The 16,310-nt window shown below is 73.0% G+C and carries 13 protein-coding genes and 1 pseudogene; 9 read left to right on the top strand and 5 right to left on the bottom strand.

The window, feature by feature from the left end; all coding sequences use genetic code 11:
* Positions 1–159 precede the first annotated feature (159 nt).
* The 3 genes from ACFYPJ_RS27805 to ACFYPJ_RS27795 all read left to right on the top strand — a co-directional run bounded on the left by ACFYPJ_RS27805 (position 160) and on the right by ACFYPJ_RS27795 (position 2,660).
* Positions 160–609: a nitroreductase family deazaflavin-dependent oxidoreductase gene (locus ACFYPJ_RS27805; protein ID WP_389022650.1), complete on the top strand. Its 450-nt coding sequence runs from the start codon at positions 160–162 to the stop codon at positions 607–609.
* A 588-nt stretch (positions 610–1,197) separates the two neighbouring features.
* Positions 1,198–2,148 (top strand): NADP-dependent oxidoreductase, encoded by a 951-nt coding sequence (locus tag ACFYPJ_RS27800; RefSeq protein WP_389022648.1) that lies wholly within the window; start codon positions 1,198–1,200, stop codon positions 2,146–2,148.
* Positions 2,149–2,267: 119 nt separating this feature from the next.
* On the top strand, positions 2,268–2,660 hold the full coding sequence (locus ACFYPJ_RS27795) for an anti-sigma factor antagonist (RefSeq protein ID WP_389022645.1): 393 nt from the start codon (positions 2,268–2,270) through the stop codon (positions 2,658–2,660).
* Between the two features lie 191 nt (positions 2,661–2,851).
* Here the strand turns inward: ACFYPJ_RS27795 and ACFYPJ_RS27790 are convergent.
* A pseudogene (locus ACFYPJ_RS27790) lies at positions 2,852–2,992 on the bottom strand (ribose-phosphate pyrophosphokinase-like domain-containing protein); the annotation flags it as partial.
* Between the two features lie 212 nt (positions 2,993–3,204).
* Between ACFYPJ_RS27790 and ACFYPJ_RS27785 the strand changes: the two are divergent.
* Both ACFYPJ_RS27785 and ACFYPJ_RS27780 read left to right on the top strand, forming a co-directional pair.
* Positions 3,205–3,867, top strand: coding sequence for a DUF4230 domain-containing protein (locus ACFYPJ_RS27785; protein ID WP_389022643.1), 663 nt, complete (start codon positions 3,205–3,207; stop codon positions 3,865–3,867).
* A 546-nt stretch (positions 3,868–4,413) separates the two neighbouring features.
* Positions 4,414–4,854, top strand: coding sequence for a VanZ family protein (locus tag ACFYPJ_RS27780; protein ID WP_389022733.1), 441 nt, complete (start codon positions 4,414–4,416; stop codon positions 4,852–4,854).
* Positions 4,855–4,909: 55 nt separating this feature from the next.
* Here the strand turns inward: ACFYPJ_RS27780 and ACFYPJ_RS27775 are convergent, their stop codons facing one another.
* On the bottom strand, positions 4,910–9,211 hold the full coding sequence (locus tag ACFYPJ_RS27775; RefSeq protein WP_389022640.1) for a CHAT domain-containing protein: 4,302 nt from the start codon (positions 9,209–9,211) through the stop codon (positions 4,910–4,912).
* 129 nt (positions 9,212–9,340) lie between these two features.
* Between ACFYPJ_RS27775 and ACFYPJ_RS27770 the strand changes: the two genes are divergently transcribed.
* From ACFYPJ_RS27770 to ACFYPJ_RS27760, 3 genes are all read left to right on the top strand, one after another.
* Entirely contained in the window at positions 9,341–9,700 is a 360-nt protein-coding gene (locus ACFYPJ_RS27770) for a hypothetical protein (RefSeq protein WP_389022637.1), read from the top strand.
* Positions 9,697–10,557: a hypothetical protein gene (locus ACFYPJ_RS27765; protein ID WP_389022634.1), complete on the top strand. Its 861-nt coding sequence runs from the start codon at positions 9,697–9,699 to the stop codon at positions 10,555–10,557. Before ACFYPJ_RS27770 ends, ACFYPJ_RS27765 begins: the two co-directional genes overlap by 4 nt.
* 237 nt (positions 10,558–10,794) lie before the next feature.
* Positions 10,795–12,048, top strand: a complete 1,254-nt coding sequence (locus ACFYPJ_RS27760; protein ID WP_389022631.1) for a ricin-type beta-trefoil lectin domain protein — start codon at positions 10,795–10,797, stop codon at positions 12,046–12,048.
* Positions 12,049–12,066: 18 nt separating this feature from the next.
* Here the strand turns inward: ACFYPJ_RS27760 and ACFYPJ_RS27755 are convergent, their stop codons facing one another.
* Positions 12,067–12,312: a hypothetical protein gene (locus tag ACFYPJ_RS27755; protein WP_389022628.1), complete on the bottom strand. Its 246-nt coding sequence runs from the start codon at positions 12,310–12,312 to the stop codon at positions 12,067–12,069.
* A gap of 565 nt (positions 12,313–12,877) precedes the next feature.
* Between ACFYPJ_RS27755 and ACFYPJ_RS27750 the strand changes: the two genes are divergently transcribed.
* Complete coding sequence (locus ACFYPJ_RS27750; protein WP_389022626.1) at positions 12,878–13,843, top strand: SDR family NAD(P)-dependent oxidoreductase; 966 nt, start codon at positions 12,878–12,880, stop codon at positions 13,841–13,843.
* Between the two features lie 102 nt (positions 13,844–13,945).
* Here the strand turns inward: ACFYPJ_RS27750 and ACFYPJ_RS27745 are convergent, their stop codons facing one another.
* Both ACFYPJ_RS27745 and ACFYPJ_RS27740 read right to left on the bottom strand, forming a co-directional pair.
* Positions 13,946–15,235 (bottom strand): ROK family protein, encoded by a 1,290-nt coding sequence (locus ACFYPJ_RS27745; RefSeq protein WP_389022623.1) that lies wholly within the window; start codon positions 15,233–15,235, stop codon positions 13,946–13,948.
* Positions 15,236–15,326: 91 nt separating this feature from the next.
* Positions 15,327–16,235: a DUF3626 domain-containing protein gene (locus ACFYPJ_RS27740; RefSeq protein WP_389022620.1), complete on the bottom strand. Its 909-nt coding sequence runs from the start codon at positions 16,233–16,235 to the stop codon at positions 15,327–15,329.
* Between the last annotated feature and the right edge of the window lie 75 nt (positions 16,236–16,310).

The following is a 16,310-nucleotide window of genomic DNA, read 5'->3' as shown; positions in this document are numbered from 1 at the left end:
CCACAATAGTCGCCGGGAAGGGCGACCGCCGTACGCCACCTGGCGGTACCGTCGACCGGCCCGGCCGGGCGGCGACCCGGTGCGGTGCGGATGAATCCCGTGATCACCGGTGTTGAATCGAGCTGTCAGCGAGCCGTGTCCGGCAAGGAGAGGAACAGCATGCCTGTAGAGGGCGAGTACGAACCCAGTCCGACCGCATGGGTCCGGGAGCAGGTCGAGTTGTACGAGAGTTCCGGCGGGACCCAGGGCACCACGCTGATGGACACCGGACTGCCCGTCATCGTGCTGACCAGCCGCGGAGCCCGCAGCGGCAAGGTCCGCAAGACGCCGCTGATGCGGGTGGAGCACGACGGGCGGTACGCCGTGGTGGCCTCGCAGGGCGGTGCGCCCAAGCATCCGGTCTGGTATTTCAACATCACCGCCGACCCGCACGTGGAGTTGCAGGACGGGCCGGTCAAGGCGGACATGACGGCCCGGGAGGTCACCGGCGCGGAACGGGCCGAGTGGTGGCAGCGGGCGGTGGCCGCGTACCCGCCGTACGCCGAGTACCAGGAGCGGACGTCCCGCGAGATCCCGGTCTTCGTCCTCGAACCGGCCACGGGGAGCTGAATTCGGCCGCTCACCGGCACCATCCGGAAAATCTGCCGCGGGCAGGCATGAACGGGCCGGGCCCGGGCACCTTCTGCGTCAGGCCCCGCCGCGTTCCCCCGTCGCGGCGGGGCTTCTCCTTCCCTCCCCCGCCGACCGGCCGCCGGTCACGTCCAGGAGGACTCACCGGCCCCGGAGCGACCGGAAGCGCGGGCTGTGGCAGCGGGGCGGGCGAGCCCGCGAGGAGGCCACCGACGGCCCGGGCGACGGCGAGCACCGGATCGGCCACGCGCGCCACCGGCACGGCGACCCGCGTCCGGCGGCCGGCCCTGCGCCGCGTCCCTCCGACGGTGCGGACCGCTCGGCGCCCGGCGCTCAGGTATGCAGCCCGTGGAGTGCCGACCGGCCCAGCTTCCACCCGGTCGGGCCCGGCGCTTTCCGGCCGTCGGCGCCGTCGCGGACGTACCCGTCGCGTACGCGTACTCGTCCGGGAGACGGCACCCGCGTACGCACCCGTCGTGGATGTCCCCGTCGCGCCCTGGAGCACCGGCCCACGGCGGCCCGCCGGTGGAACGTTCCGGACTGCGTGCCGCGGCGCTCCGGGTGACCATGAGGGGTGTGAACACGATGCGTGCCATCAGCCAGGACGTCCTCGGCGGTCCCGAGGTGCTCAAGGAAGTGCAGTTGGAGCGGCCGGCGCCGCGCCCGAACGAGGTACTGGTCCGGGTCTGCGCCGCCGGGGTCAACCCCACCGACTGGAAGCACCGCGCCGGCGGTGGCTTCCTGGGCGAGCCGCCGTTCGTCCTCGGGTGGGACCTCTCCGGCACGGTGGAGGAGACGGGGATCGGCGTGGCCGCGTTCACGCCCGGGGACGAGGTCTTCGGCATGCTGCCCTACCCGTTCGGGCACGGCTCGCACGCCGAGTACGTCATCGCCCCGGTCCGGGCGCTCACCCGTAAGCCGGCCGGGATCGGCCATGTGCAGGCGGGCGCGCTGCCGCTGGTGTCACTGACCGCCTGGCAGACCCTGGTGGAGACGGCGGAACTGGCTGCGGGGCAGCGGGTCCTGGTGCACGCGGCGGCCGGCGGCGTCGGACATGTCGCGGTGCAGATCGCCAAGGCGCGGGGCGCGTACGTGATCGGCACGGCGAGCGCGGGCAAGCACGACTTCCTGCGGAGCCTCGGCGTGGACGAGGCCGTCGACTACCGGAGCACGGACGTCACGGAGGCCGTGCGGGGCGTCGACGTCGTACTGGACACCCTCGGCGGCGACAACGCCGTCCGGTCGCTGCGGGTACTGCGCCCGGGCGGGATCGTGGTGTCGATCGTGCCGGTCGGCACGCGGGAGTTCTACGACGAGGCCGCGCGGCTGGGCGTGCGGGCGGCCCGCATCCTGGTGGACGCCGACCGCGCGGGCATGCAGGCGATCGCCGCCCTGGTGACGGAGGGCCGGCTGCGGGCCACGGTCGCCGAGACGTTCCCGCTGTCCGAGGCCGCTCGGGCGCACGAGTCGGGCGAAACCGGTCGGACGTCAGGGAAATTGGTCCTGGTCACGGCCTGAACTGGACGCCGTCCAGCCAAACTCGAAGACATATGTCAATCGAACATGCTCAAATTCGTTCTATCGAGGGTAACTTGCAGAGCGGGGAACGGATCCCGGCACTGGTGGGAGGTGACGACGTGCGCCCGGAACCGCGGCAGGAATCCGCACCGCTCACCAGGCACCTGCGCGTCCGCGAGGACCGCGGGCACACGGTGCTGGAGTTCCACGGGGAGATCGACATCGCGGTGGCCGACGAACTGGCCCCGCGGCTGGACCGGGTGACGGACCGGCGCGGCGCCCGGATCGTGATCGATCTGCGGAACATCGAGTTCTTCGACTGCTCGGGGCTGCGCCTGCTCTACCGGGCCCGCACCCGGGTGCTGGACCACGGCGGAACGCTGCACCTCGTGTGCACCCAGCCGCTGACCCTGCGGGTCCTGCGGGTCACCGGCCTGGCCCGGCTGCTGCCCCCGCGCCCGACGCTGGAGGCGGTCCTGGAACAGCCCGAGACCGCGCCCGGCTCCTGGTGACCCCGGCGCCGCGCCGCCGCACGTCAGGGCCGGTACGGCTGCGGCGCGTCCGGTGACGGCCCGGTACCGGGCGCGTCGAACAGGGCGCTGACGGACTCGCCGTTGTGGATGCGGCGCACGGCGTCGGCGAGCGCCGGGGCGATGGACAGGACCCGCAGCTTGCGCTCGTGCCCGGCCCGCTGCTCCGCGGGCTGCACCTCCAGACAGTCGTTGGCGAACCGGCTGACCCGGGTGGGGCTGAGCGGCACACCGAGGTGCGCGCAGACCTCCTGGACGAGCTAGGGATGGGCACTGCCACTGAAGACGGCAATGTCTCGGTCCGCTCCTCGCATGATCATCACGGGGGTGCGGGGCTCAGGTTACTGAGGGCGGCCGCGGTCACCTCAGGAGGCCGCCGGGGCGGAGGGGGATGTCGGGGCGTCGGCGGAGGCTCACCGCGTGGGTGTGCGCCCCGCGTACCCCGGTCCGCACCGCATCGGCCAACTGGACGGCCTGGCAAGGCGGTTGGAAGGGCATACGGAAGGCAGGAAAGGGGAACGGCGACATGACGACTTCCAACAGGCTGCTGCCCGGACGCATGCCGGGCTGGGCGAAGGCCCTGACCGCCGTCGTCCTGGTCCTCGCGGCGGTCTTCGCCGGGATCCGGCTGGCCGTGCTGCCCGGCATCAAGGACCTGTTCGGCACCGAGACGCGCGACCGCTCGGGACCGGCCCTGCTCGAATCCATCAAGGACATGAGCCGCTACGACGCCGCCTCCGGCACCTTCCAGGTCGTCGTGGACCTGGAGAAGGACGCGAAATTGCTGCCCGACGCGATCCGCGGCACCCGCACCCTGTACGTCGGGACGGGCACCGTGGACGCCTATGTCGACCTCGGCCGGCTGGGCGAGCGGGACGTGACGGTCGACGGGGACCGCACGTCGGCCACGCTCCACCTGCCGCACGCCCTGCTGGGGAAGCCGTCCCTGGACGCCGACCACTCGTACACCGTCTCCAAACAGCGCGGACTGCTCGACCGGCTCGGCGACTTCTTCTCCGACAACCCCAACAGCGAACACGCCGTGCAACGGCTCGCCGTGCGGCACATCGGCGAGGCGGCCCGCGGCAGCGGGCTGACCGCCCGGGCCGAGACGAACACGACCGCCATGCTCCGCGGGCTGCTGCGCTCCCTCGGATTCACGGAGGTGCACATCACGTACGGGAGCTGACCGCGCCGACCCGCCGGGCGGTACGCGCGCATCGTGGGGCGGTTCCGGGGTAACCGCCCCACCACGCAGGCAAGCCGACGACAGGAGGACCGCATGGCCCGCACCGCCGCACAGCTGCGCACCGGCGGAAACGACACTCCGACGGGCAGGCGTCGCCCCGCAAGCAGCACCCGTTCCCCCGGCGCCTCAGCAGACCGTCGCAGGACCGGCAGTGGCACCGGCACCGGCGCCGCCGCCAGGTCCGGGCGCTCCGGTGCATCCGGGGGTTCCGGCTCCAAGGGCTCCGGGAAGTCCGGGAGTTCCGGTGCATCCAGGCACTCCGGTACGTCCAGGAGTTCCGGCAAGGCCACGGGCCGGGGCAAGGGCGCCGCTGCCGCCAAGTCCCGGCGTCCCGTGGCATCCCGGGGCCTGGCGGGACTGCTCCGACCGCTTCGCGGCGGTGGCTTTGCGAAGGCGCGGGGCGCCGACAAGCCGCACCGCGGTGCCCGGCGGGCCGGTGGCGCGGCGCGGCCGTCCGCTGCGGACCGGCGCACGCTCCCGTGGCCGGTGCGGCTGGCGGCGATGCTGGTCGCCTTCGTGTGCATGGTGGCGTTCGCCGTCGTCCTGGCGCGGCTGACGTTGGTGCCGTCCCCGGCGTCGGTATCCCTCACGCACAGCAATCTGCGTCCGGGCAGCTCCCTGCGGGCCTACCTGGACCAGCCCGGTCTGCGCGACGCCGCCAAGCAGATCGGCGGGAACGTACTGCTCGGCCTTCCGTTCGGGGTGCTGGTTCCGGTGCTCGCGCCGCGGGCCCGCGGCATCCTGCATGTGCTCCTGCTCACCGCGCTGGTGATGCTCCTGGTGGAGCTGGTGCAGGGCGCGCTGGTCACCGGGCGTGCCTTCGACGTCGACGACGTCATCCTCAACACGGCAGGTGCGCTGGCGGGTTACCTGTTCCTCGGCCGCCGGCTCGGTCGGGCGGTGCACGCGCGGGCGGCGGACGCGTGACGTCCCTCCCTTCGCACGCCGCCTTCCGGGCACCCCGCCGGGCCGGCCCTGTCGCTCAGGGCCCCAGGTGCACATACGGAGCCCACAGCCAGGGACTGCGCGGGTAGCGCTCCCGGAGGTCACGGGTCACGCGGTGCAACGCCTCGGCGGGGGGAACGCCGTCCGCCAGGTGGCCGTACACGGCCGAGGTGAACTCGGTGGCGTCGCCGTCGGCGACCTCCCACAGGGTGGCGATCACATGGGTGAAGCCGGCCAGTTGGAACGACGAGGCGACATGGTGGGCCTCGTCGGCGAGGTGGTACGAACCGGCGGCGGATCCGCACGCGGCGAGGAACGCCAGCTCGGCGTCGAGGGAGAGCGCCGAAATGTCCGGCAGTGACAGTGCGCCGTCCTGCAGCACCAGTTCGTTCGCGGTGATGCCGAGGAGGTCGGCCCGCGTGTGGCAGGCGAAGTGCGCCCAGGTGTGTCCCGTCAGCTCCCGGAGCACGGCCTGCTTGGTGGCGCTCTCACCGGTCAGGACGGTGGTCCGGGGGAACAGTCCGGCGAGCGCCTGCGCGTCGGCCGCGGCGTGTCGCAGGGGCGCCGCCCCGGGCGCCTGAGGTGTGGTGACCGCCAGCAGGCGCGGGTCGCTGCCGAGCCCGGAACCGCGGGAGCCGTCGGGGGCGGCGTCCTTCGGGCGCAGCGCGTTGAGGGTCGTGGTGTACGACGACATGGCGTAGTCGGCGATGCCGTGCGGGGTGTCGCCGGTGTACCGCCCGGCCGCGTGCAGCGGCAGAAAGCTCAGGATGCCGGTGGGACACCACCACAGCCGGGGCGGCGAGGAGCCGCCCGGTGTGAGGTCCAGCGCCCGGACGACGGGTTCCGCGACCGCCTCCCACAGCCAGGCGAGCGTGTCCAGGACGACCCGGCCCGCCTCCCACCGCTGCTCGGCGGGCTCGTCCGGGTCGTGCAGCGCGCCGACGGCCGCCCCGAAGGCCATGAGCTGGTCCGCCGCCGACCTCAAATCGGCCCGGGGCAGCGGCACACACGTCGCCGTGCCCTCGGCGAGGACGACAGCGTCGCTGCGTACCGTCGCGAGGTTGACGACCACCACCGGGCCGTCCGCGGTCAGCGTGCCGAGGTCGGGTACGCCCGGCCGCAGAAAGCTCTCGAACCCCGGCAGGCCGCGGATCTCGTCGCGCACCCGCTCCCAGGAGCGGACCGTCAGCCGGTGCTCGTCCCTGGCGGGCCCGGGAACCTCGTCCGGATCCTGGTCGGTGCTCGCGCCGAGGGTGGTCATGGCCTCGCCGAGCCGGCTGAACTCCGCGGCCAGCTGCGGTGCCTGCCGGTGCAGGTCGGACAGGTCGCGCCGGGTCTCGGTGAGCTGCCCGAGCAGAATGCCCCGGCCCCGTTCCAGGAGGTCCAACGCCCGCAGGGGATCGTCCAGGTGCAGCGCGCAGGCTGCCGCCTGCGAGGCCAGCAGGGGCTGGTCGGCGATGAGCAGCTCGCGGTCGGACCGGGCGAGCCGGTGCCCGACCAGGCGCGGCAGGAGGTCCACCGCGGCCTCGAAATGTGCCGCCGCGTCCGCCCAGTCGCCCCGGGTGAGGGCCGTTCGCCCCGCCGTCTCGGCGGCACGAATGCGTTCCGGGAGGGGGAAGTGTGCGGTCCGGTAGACCCGGCTGCGCAGTTCGCGCACCTCCCCCGTCGGGTCCTCTCCCCCGGTGTCGCGTCGCGCCAGGACATGGGACAGCGCCAGCAGGGCACGCACGTGCCCCATGTCGTCCGCGCCCGCCGCGGCCATGGCCTGGCGCGCCACGGCCTCGGCCTCGTCCAGCAGCGAGGCGTCGTCCTCGTACCGTTGGATGTCCAGCAGCGCCCCGGCCAGATTGGTGCCCCAGACCGGGCGGCCCGGATGGTCGGCGGGCCCGGTCCTGATCGCCTCCCGCAGCAGCTCGGCGGCTTCCCTGGCGTCCTTGACGGACTCGCGGTACCGGGCCCGCCCCAGCAGCGTCACCGCCAGGTAGGACAGCAGGAGGGGGCGGTCCCGGGTGCCCGCGGCGCGTAGCGCCAGGGACTTCCGGCCGAGGTCCACGATCTCGTCGAGTTCACGCTCGTACGCGGCGAGGGACTCGGCGAACAGGGCTGTGAACAGGTGGGGGTTGTTGTCGCGCGTCCGGCGGGCCAGGTCCGTGAAGGGGGTGAACTGCCGGCTGTGCTGGAGCCTCGCCTCCGCCAGCCGTGCCATGGCCTCCGCGGTCGTACGCCACGCCTCGGGACCGGCCGCCGCCTCCGCGAGCACGTCCATGGCCTCCAGCAGCGCCGTGCTGTCCCGGGAGACCTCGTGGACGGAGGCCAGGCAGGCGCCCAGCTCCAGCAGGGACCGGGACCGGTCGAAGGAGCCCTCCCGGGCGAAGCGCACGGCGGACCGGCAGACGGGGACCAGCTCGTCGAGGAGCCTTCTGTCCCGGGTGCTGTCGTACGCGGTGGTGAGGGCTCCCACACAGCGGGCCAGGAGCGGGCCGCGTTCGTCGTCGGTCAGTGTGGGGTCGTCCAGGTAGCGCCGGGCCAGGCTCAGGGACTGGTCCAGCGCCGCGTCGTCCCGGGTGAGCTGGAACTGGACGCGGTAGGTGTCGATGAGGTCGACCTGCGCGCGGCGGGCTTCGACGTGCTCGACGGGGAGTTCGGCGGCGACCGCTTCGAGTAGCTGCCTGCCCTGGGCCAGGGCCTCGGTGTCCTCGCCCAGTTCGGCCAGCAGTGTCAGCGAATGGCCCAGTTCGACGCGGACGGGGAGGTGGTGGGAATGGTGCGCACCGGCGTGCCCGGCCGCCGTCCGCAGTACGGCCACCGCGTGCTCGGCGTCCGCGAGGTCACCGGTGGCCGTCGCCAGTTCCTTGTACGACAGCCCGGTGTTCAGCAACTGCACCGCATGGGCCGGCCGGCTCGGATCCAGTGTCCGTGCGGCGGCGTGGTTGAGGCGTGCCGATTCCCGCATGGCCTCCACGTCACGCAGCAGCAGCGCCTTCACCCGCAGCACGTTGCCGAGACAGGACAGGGCGTCGGATGCGTCCGGAGCCAGCCGGTGCGCCCGGCGGGCCCACCCTTCGGCCTCCGCGATGTCGTCCCGCGCGCCCTCGTCGGTCCTGACGCCCGATTCGTTCGCCTCGCGCCCCCCGTCGTGCACACGGGACTTGAGGGCGTTGGCGAGACTGACCATCCGGCCCACGGTGTCCGGCCCCGTCCCGTCCGTGCCGGCCAGCGCGGCCCGCAGGACGTCCACCGCCTCGTCCAGCGCCGCGGGGTCGCCCTGGGCGTCGTGCGCCATCCGGAGGCACAGGCCGAGGTCCGTCCGGTAGCCGCGCCGTCGGCCGTCGTCCGTCTCGGGGTGCGCCACAAGCGCGCGCAGCACACGGGCCCGCGCGCGCAGCAGGGCGGGCTGTCCGTGGGCGATGTTCAGCGGTACGACGACGGTGAGGGTGTCGAGGATGCCGTGGCTGCGGGCGTCGGCGGGATCGCATTCCTCGGTCACCCGCTCGACGTACGCGCCGGCCTGTCGGACCCACTCGGCGGACGGCGTGCGCAGGTGGCCCTGGATGAGGGCCGCGGCCAGTCGGAGCCGGACCTGTAGCCGGATCTGCGGGTCCGCGGCCTTCGCCTGGACCCGGTCCCAGGCCGCGGCGCCCAGGGCGAGCAGCCGGGGATCGCCTCCCTTGGTGCTGCCCGCACCGTCCCGGAAGGCGTTGAGCAGATTTCCGCCCAGGGGGGCGAGCAGAGGCACTGCCTTGTCGTCGGCGACCGACGCGAGCGAGTCGATCGTGCGCGCGGCCCAGCCGACGGCTTCCTCCAGCGAGTCGCGCTCCCCGTCCGCCGCGTGCCGTTGCAGCAGGACTTCCACCAGGTTGATCTGCAGCATCTCGGGCAGGGCTCCGACCTCCCGCAGCATGCCGATGCCGCGCAGGAGCAGACCGACCGCCTCGCTGGAGCGGGCCGGGTCGCCGGTGGCCCGGAAGTCGGCGGCGCGGTCGGCCGCCTGGTCACCGAGGCGCAGGGCTTCTTCGAGCAGTGCCCCTGGCGCGGATTCCCGCGCGAGTACGGCGCCGATCTCCGCCGGCACCGCATCGGGCATCCGCGCCCACAGCGGACGAAAGAGCTCCAGGGCGTGGTGGAAGTCCGGGCCCTCGTACGTCCGCCGGGCCACACAGCAAAACCAGTGGAACCAGCCCAGGGTGTGGGCGGCCTCGTCGCTCCAGGACGTCTGCAGGGCCCCGGCGAGGAGCTGGGCCGCCGCGCCTGCCTCGGGACCGAGCACCTGCTGTGGATCGGCGGTGGCCGCGAATCGTTCGAGCCGCGCCCGCAGGGCGTCCAGTGGCAGGCTCTCCATCTCCCCCATCGCTCCCCCGTGGTGGCTGTCGGGCGTGTCGCGCCCGTACCATCATGCAGCGACGCCACCGCGTCTGCTCCGGAAGCATCAAAAGGCGGCAGGACGCGTCAAGAAGCGGCTAGGAGGGGCATGGAGGGTCGGGGAGATGTCGCGGCATGGTGTGAGGCGCTCCCTCTCCTGCGCCGTATCGCCGCGGCGCAGGGCCGTGCGGACGAGGTCGCGGAGCTGGTGCGCAGGTTCCGGACGGACGACGGTGCGGTGACCCAACTGGACGAGCTGGGACGGCAGTTCGGCATTCCGGGCGTCGGACCGAGGTCGGTGGTGTGGGTGCCCGGCGTGGATCCGGGGGTCCCGGTCGACGGACTGTACGTCTGTCCGGCCGACCGCTGCGACCGGGACTGGGTACGGGCGCCGGGTGTGGCGACGCCCGAATGTCACCTCTTCGAGGGGCCGTTGGCGCGGGCGACGCCTGAGCGGCGCACCCGGTGACGCCCTTCCTCAACGAGCTGGCCAGGCAGTTGGCCGGGAAATGGGTGTCCCTGCTCGTCGTGCCCGGGATCCTCTTCGTCGCCTCGGGCGCGGTGGGCTGGCGGATGCGTTTCGGGGCATGGCCCGGCGACGAGGAGTTCGTGACCGGGCTTCAGCAGGGCAGGGCCTCCGCCGGGCAACTGGCCGCCGCCGTGCTGGCCGCTCTGCTGGTGTCGGCCTGGGCGGGGCTGCTGGCACAGGGCTCGGGGCGGGCCGTCCACTGGCTGTGGCTCGGCCGGTGGCCGGGGCGTACCGGGGCGGCACTGGCCGGCCGGCGCCGACGCCGCTGGACGCGCGCCCACGAGCGCTACGAACAGGCGTACCGCCAGGGGCAGTCGGACGAGACCCTGGCCGACCTGGCGCACCGGCGCAATCGCATCGCGCTGGCGCCGCCCAGCAGGCCGACGCACATGGGTGACACCATCGCGGCGCTGAGCGTCCGCGTCCGCATCGAGTACGGACTCGACCTCGAATACGGCTGGCCCCGGCTGTGGCTGGTGCTGCCGGAGGAGACCCGGACGGTACTGGACGAGAGCAAGGACGCGTTCGGCAGGTCGACCGCGCTGGCCGGTTGGGGCGTTCTCTACACCCTCGCGGGAGTCGTCTGGTGGCCACTGGGGCTGGCGGGGCTGGGCACGCTGCTCACGGCCGTGGTCCGGGGCCGGTCGGCCGTGACGAGTCTGGCCCAGCTGATGGAGTCGGCGGTCGACCTCCACGGGGCGAGCCTCGCCGCCTCTCTCGGCATCCCCGTCCCGGACGGCCGTGTCACACCGCGGATCGGCCGTGAGATCACCCGTGCGGTGCGCAAGGGAGCCTGAGGGGCCGACGAACCGCTACCCGAACGCGGCGGCCCGGGACGGCCCATGCCGCGCGCGGAGCCGTGACCTGGGGTGGCGGCGGTTTTCCGGCGACCGGTACGCATGATCGCCCCAGACTGGTCCGTACCAAGGTATTGACGGTCCCTTATCTCACTTCTTAAATCAAGAGGCGTCACCTTCACCCCCCCACCGCGGCCGGCACTTCCGTGTTCCGGCCGCCGTAAGGAAGGGAGAGCCGTGGCCCCCCCACGCCTGCTCCGCACCTCTGTGCTCGCCGTCTTGTCCGCCGCGCTTGTCGCGTCCGCCGCGATCGGCCCGGCCCAGGCGGACACCCCCGGCGCCACCGACGCCGCCGGTGCCGCCGTCGCCGCGACGTTCTCCGACACCTTCGACGGCCCCGCGGGCGCGGCGGCCGACTCCTCGAAGTGGCAGATCGAGACCGGCGACAACGTCAACAACCATGAGCGGCAGTACTACACGTCGGGCAACAAGAACGCGGCCCTGGACGGCCAGGGCCACCTGGTCATCACGGCCCGGCGCGAGAATCCGTCGAACTACCAGTGCTGGTACGGAAGTTGCCAGTACACCTCGGCCCGGCTGAACACCTCCGGGAAGTTCACCGCGCAGTACGGCCACGTCGAGGCGCGGATGAAGATCCCGCGGGGGCAGGGCATGTGGCCCGCCTTCTGGATGCTGGGCAACGACATCGGCGACGTCGGCTGGCCGAACTCGGGCGAGATCGACATCATGGAGAACGTCGGGTACGAACCCTCCACCGTGCACGGCACCCTCCACGGTCCCGGCTACTCCGGTTCGGGCGGTGTCGGCGCCGGTTACACCCTGCCGAACGGACAGGTGTTCGCCGACGGCTTCCACACCTTCGCCATCGACTGGGCACCGAACTCGGTGAAGTGGTCGGTCGACGGCAACGTCTACCAGACGCGCACGCCGGCCGACGTGAGCGGCAAGCCCTGGGCGTTCAACAAGCCGTTCTTCCTGATCATGAACCTGGCGGTGGGCGGCTACTGGCCCGGCGACCCGGACGGCTCCACCTCGTTCCCGCAGCAGTTGGTGGTCGACTCGGTGTCGGTGACGACCAGCGACACCACGATCGGCAGCACGATCAAGGGCCTGGCGGGCAAGTGCGTGGACGTGGCCGGGGCGAGCGCTGCGAACGGCACGCCGGTGCAGCTCTACGACTGCAACGGCACCGCCGCCCAGCAGTGGACGGTCGGTCCGGACGGCACCATACGGGCGCTCGGCAAGTGCCTGGACGTCACCGGCAACGGCACGACGGACGGTTCGACCGTACAGCTGTGGGACTGTACCGGCGGCCCCAACCAGAAGTGGGCGGTGTCCGCGGCGCACGACATAGTGAACCCGCAGGCGAACAAGTGCCTGGACGCCACCGGCAACAACTCGGCCAACGGCACCCGGCTGCAGATCTGGACCTGCTCGGGCGGCGCCAACCAGAAGTGGACCCTCGGCTGAGGCCGGGCCGGCGCACCCTCAGTGCGGCCACCAGGTGAACTTGTCGCCGCCCACCCAGCGGACCACCTCCGGATCGTCCAGGTCATGGACCGTGATGCCGTACGCGGCCGCGGTCTCCAGGACATCGGTGACGGCCCGCGCGGCGCCGACCACCTGACCGTCGATCTCCATGATGCGGAACGGCAGGCTGCCCGGCCTGCCCCGCATCACCCCGAGGACCAGAATCCGAGGGGTGGAGATATGGGGGCTCGCTATCTCGGTCATACCATCGAGCGTAAATCGCATATGCCGGATATGTACCGCTCCATCGAGCGGTCCGCTCAGCCGGCCACCGCGCGCCGCACGACGCCCACCCGGCGTCGTGCGGCGCCGTCGCGCCCGGCTGGACCCTCGGTACGGAGCGACGGCGGATCCCATGCCCGCCGGGTGACCGCCGGCCCGGACCGGGGAGAACCGGAGGATTCCGGAACGGCCGGCGCGGCACCGACGACCGCCACGAGGGTGACGCGGATCACCATGACGCAGGGCCTCCGGATGGAACACTCCACAATCGTTGCCCGTTGAACAAACCGTGGGTGCGGACGGAACAGTGTCCCCGGGCCTCACCTTCCGCCCACAGGGACGATCGTTCGGCTGAAGCCCTGTGGAGCCTTTCGCCGAGAGGCGACCGCCGTGCGCACCCACCGCTTGGCCGCCCCGGCCGTGATTCCCCCGTCGCGGCCGGGGCTTTCCCTGTCCGGCCCCGCCCCGGGCCGCGGATCCCGGACGTCCGGGATCCGCACGGGTTCCGGTTGACTTCGAGAGCACTCCAATTCGTAGCGTTCCGAGCATGAGTACTACCGCACAGCACAAGATCGGTTCGGGCTTCGGCGCCACCAGCACGGCGGACGAGGTCCTCACGGGCATCGACCTCAACGGACGGCTCGCCATCGTCACGGGCGGCTACTCCGGTCTGGGCCTGGAGACCACCCGGGCGCTGACCCGGGCCGGTGCCCGGGTGGTCGTGCCGGCCCGGCGCCCCGCCGCCGCCCGGGAGGCGCTGGTCGGCCTTGACGGGGTCGAGGTGGACGAGCTGGACCTCGGCGACCTGGCGAGCGTGGGCGCCTTCGCCGAGCGCTTCCTCGCCTCCGGACGCGGCGTCGACCTCATGATCGACAGCGCCGCGATCATGGCGTGCCCGGAAACCCGGGTCGGGCCCGGCTGGGAGGCTCAGTTCGCCACCAACCACCTCGGTCACTTCGCCCTCGTCAACCGGCTGTGGCCGGCGATCGAGCGCGGCGGCGCGCGCGTCGTCTCCGTCTCCTCCCGGGGCCACCACTTCTCCGGCATCCGGTGGGACGACGTCCACTGGCGCCGGGACTACGACAAATGGGAGGCGTACGGGCAGGCGAAGACGGCCAACGCGCTGTTCGCCGTCCACCTCGACCGGCTGGGGCGCAACGCCGGGGTCCGCGCGTTCTCCCTGCATCCGGGCGGCATCCTCACCCCGCTCCAGCGCTACCTTCCCCGGGAGGAGATGATCGAGCGCGGCTGGATCGACGAGCACGGCAATCTGCTGAACCCCGAGGGCTTCAAGACCCCGGAGCAGGGAGCGGCCACCCAGGTGTGGGCGGCCACCTCGCCCCGCCTCGACGGCCTGGGCGGGGTCTATCTGGAGGACTGCGACATCGCCGAACCGGCCCCCGCGGACGGGGAGCGGACCGGTGTGCAGGACTGGGCGTGCGACCCGGAGCAGGCCGCCCGCCTGTGGACACTGTCCGCCGAGCTGACGGGGGTGAACGCTTTCGCCGGCTGAGCGCTCGGCCGGACTGTCCCGGGTGCCGCGCCGAGACGACGGCGTGGCACCGCCGACGACCGTGCGCGGGAGCATCGCGGTCCCGCCGCTCCCCCGCTGCCGTCAGCGCGGTGCCCGGTCCTCCAGGGCCGCCCGCCAGGCCGGCAGCCGGTCCTCGGCCGCGGGTGGTGCGCGGTGTCCGCCGCGGTTGAAGAAGTCGGCCAGGGGCAGGATCGCGGCGCCCACGGTGACCGCGTCGGGCCCGAGCCGGCCGAGGTCGACCGTCACCTTCTCGGCCGGGTGGCGCAGCGCGTACATGGTCGCGTACCGGCGGACGGCGGGCAGGAAACGCGAGCCGAGTTGCAGTCCGGCCCAGCCGCCGATCAGGATCCGTTCGGGCTGGAAGAGGTTGATCAGGTCGGACAGGCCGGCGCCCAGATACTCGGCGGTCTCCTCCAGGACGGCGAGCGCCACCGGGTCGGCGGTGCCGCCCCCGGGCGGGTACGCGGCGGCCAGCATCGCCGTCAGCGCCGTCTCCTCGTCGGTGCCCTCGGGCGGGCGTCCGCCTTCCTCGCGCCAGCGGGACAGCAGGGACTCCGCGCCCGCGTACGCCTCCAGGCAGCCGAGCGCTCCGCAGCGGCAGCGCCGGCCCCGCACCCGTACCGTCAGATGCCCCCACTCGACGGCCCGGCCGTGCTCCACCTCCGGGGTGACGAGACAGGCGCCCACACCGGAACCGAAGAGGACCACGACCGCGTTGCGCGCGCCGCGCCCGGCGCCGAACCACATCTCGGCCTGGCCCAGGGTCTTGGCCCCGTTGTCGATGAAGTACGGGACGGTGTCCGGGAGCTGGGAGCCGGAGCGGAGCAGCGCCTCCAGCGGGACGGCGTCCCAGCCGATGGTCTGGCCGTGCACGACGGCGCCCCGCTCGGCGGTGCGTTCCACGATGCCGGGGACGCCGACGCCCACTCCGAGCAGCAGAGCGGGTTCCGTCCCGGCGGCGGCGAGGACCTCGGCCACACCGTCGCGGACGTGGCCGACGATGACGTCGACGTCGTACCGCTGCGGGGCCAACGGGCGCTCCACCCGGGCGAGTTCGGTCAGCGCCAGGTCGAACAGCTCGACCCGGACCCGGGTCTCGCCGACATCGACGCCGATCATGTGTCCGCTGTGCGGGGCGACGCGCAGCAGGGTGCGCGGCCGGCCACCGTCGGAGTCGACGCTGCCGGCCTCCTCGACCAGGCCGTCGGCGACCAGGTCCGCGACGACGTTGCTGACCGAGCCGGAGCTGAGGCCGGTCGCCGGGCCCAGCTCGAACCGGCTGAGGGGTCCGTCGAAATAGAGCCGCTGCAGCACGGCCGTGCGGTTGCCCCGTCTGAGGTCGCGTACCGTGCGCCCGTTCCGCCCCGCCATGTCGCTCCCTTCGAACCCAGCCCGACCTGCAACATACCCTTGCGGACGGGCCCGGCGCGACATTCTCCCAACCCTTAGTTCACGCTATGAGCTAAGAGGTGGGGGGTGAACTGCCGGTCCCGTCCGGCGCCCGGGACGGGGCACGCGCGGTGCCCGCACCCTCCGGCGCTCCGAACCGGGCGAGGGTGTGCCACACCTTCTTCAGGTCCTGGGGTTCGTGGCGGCCGGTGCGCGCAGCATCCCCGATGATCCGCGGATCGAGCAGCCCGTCGCGGGCCAGCCGGGCGCCAAGGTCGGTGTACCGCCGCCCGCGGAAGGCGGCGCGCCGGTGCAGTTCGGGCACCGTGAGCCGGTAGCCGGCGTGCCATTCGAGCGGGAAGGGCAGCCGGCGGGCCGCGGCCTCGACGGGGGTGCCGCGGTAGCTCGCGTCGAGGACCAGCGCCTCCACGTCCCGGGCGAGCAGCACCCCGCCGTGCACGTGTGCCTCGATGTAGTCGTCGAGGGCGTCGCGTACGTCGCTCTCGGCGAGCGCGGTCAGATGGGTGCCGGCCGCCACCCCGAAGTCGCTCGGTCCGGCCGCGCTGTCGGGGTAGCAGAAGGTCGCACGGGCCAGGGCGGCGCCGGTCAGCCGGAGGTGCGAGGAGCCGAACCGCGGTGCGGCGCCCACGACTTGGCGCCGGAAGTTCAACCCGCCGTAGACGGGTCGTTCGGCCGGGTGCGCGTCGTCGTAGACCCCGCCGAACATCCGGCTCTCCCAGCGGGTGCGGTCGCCGCCGGGGTACGCGGTGAGGCCGCCGTTGCCGGTGCCGGTGACGAACTGCGAGTGGTAGACGCCGTCGCGGGCCAGTGCCCCGAGGATCGGCAGGCCGCCGGAGTGCCGGTCGGGGTGGAAGTTCAGGGTGATCCGCAGGTCGGCGGGGAGAGCCGGGCCTGCGCAGCCGCGGGCGACATGGCGCAGCGCCGCCTGCGCCCGCGCCGGGCCGGTGTACCGGAAATCCATTGGCTCTCCCTGCCCCTGGTTGCCTACCCTGACCAAAACCTAGAGCCCCTAGGTTTTTGTTTCGCGGCCCTCATG

It is taken from the genome of Streptomyces sp. NPDC006012 (assembly GCF_042871185.1).
Lineage (GTDB): Bacteria > Actinomycetota > Actinomycetes > Streptomycetales > Streptomycetaceae > Streptomyces.
The sequence above is the reverse complement of the archived record's forward strand: the minus strand, read 5'-3'. Positions and strand labels throughout refer to the sequence as shown.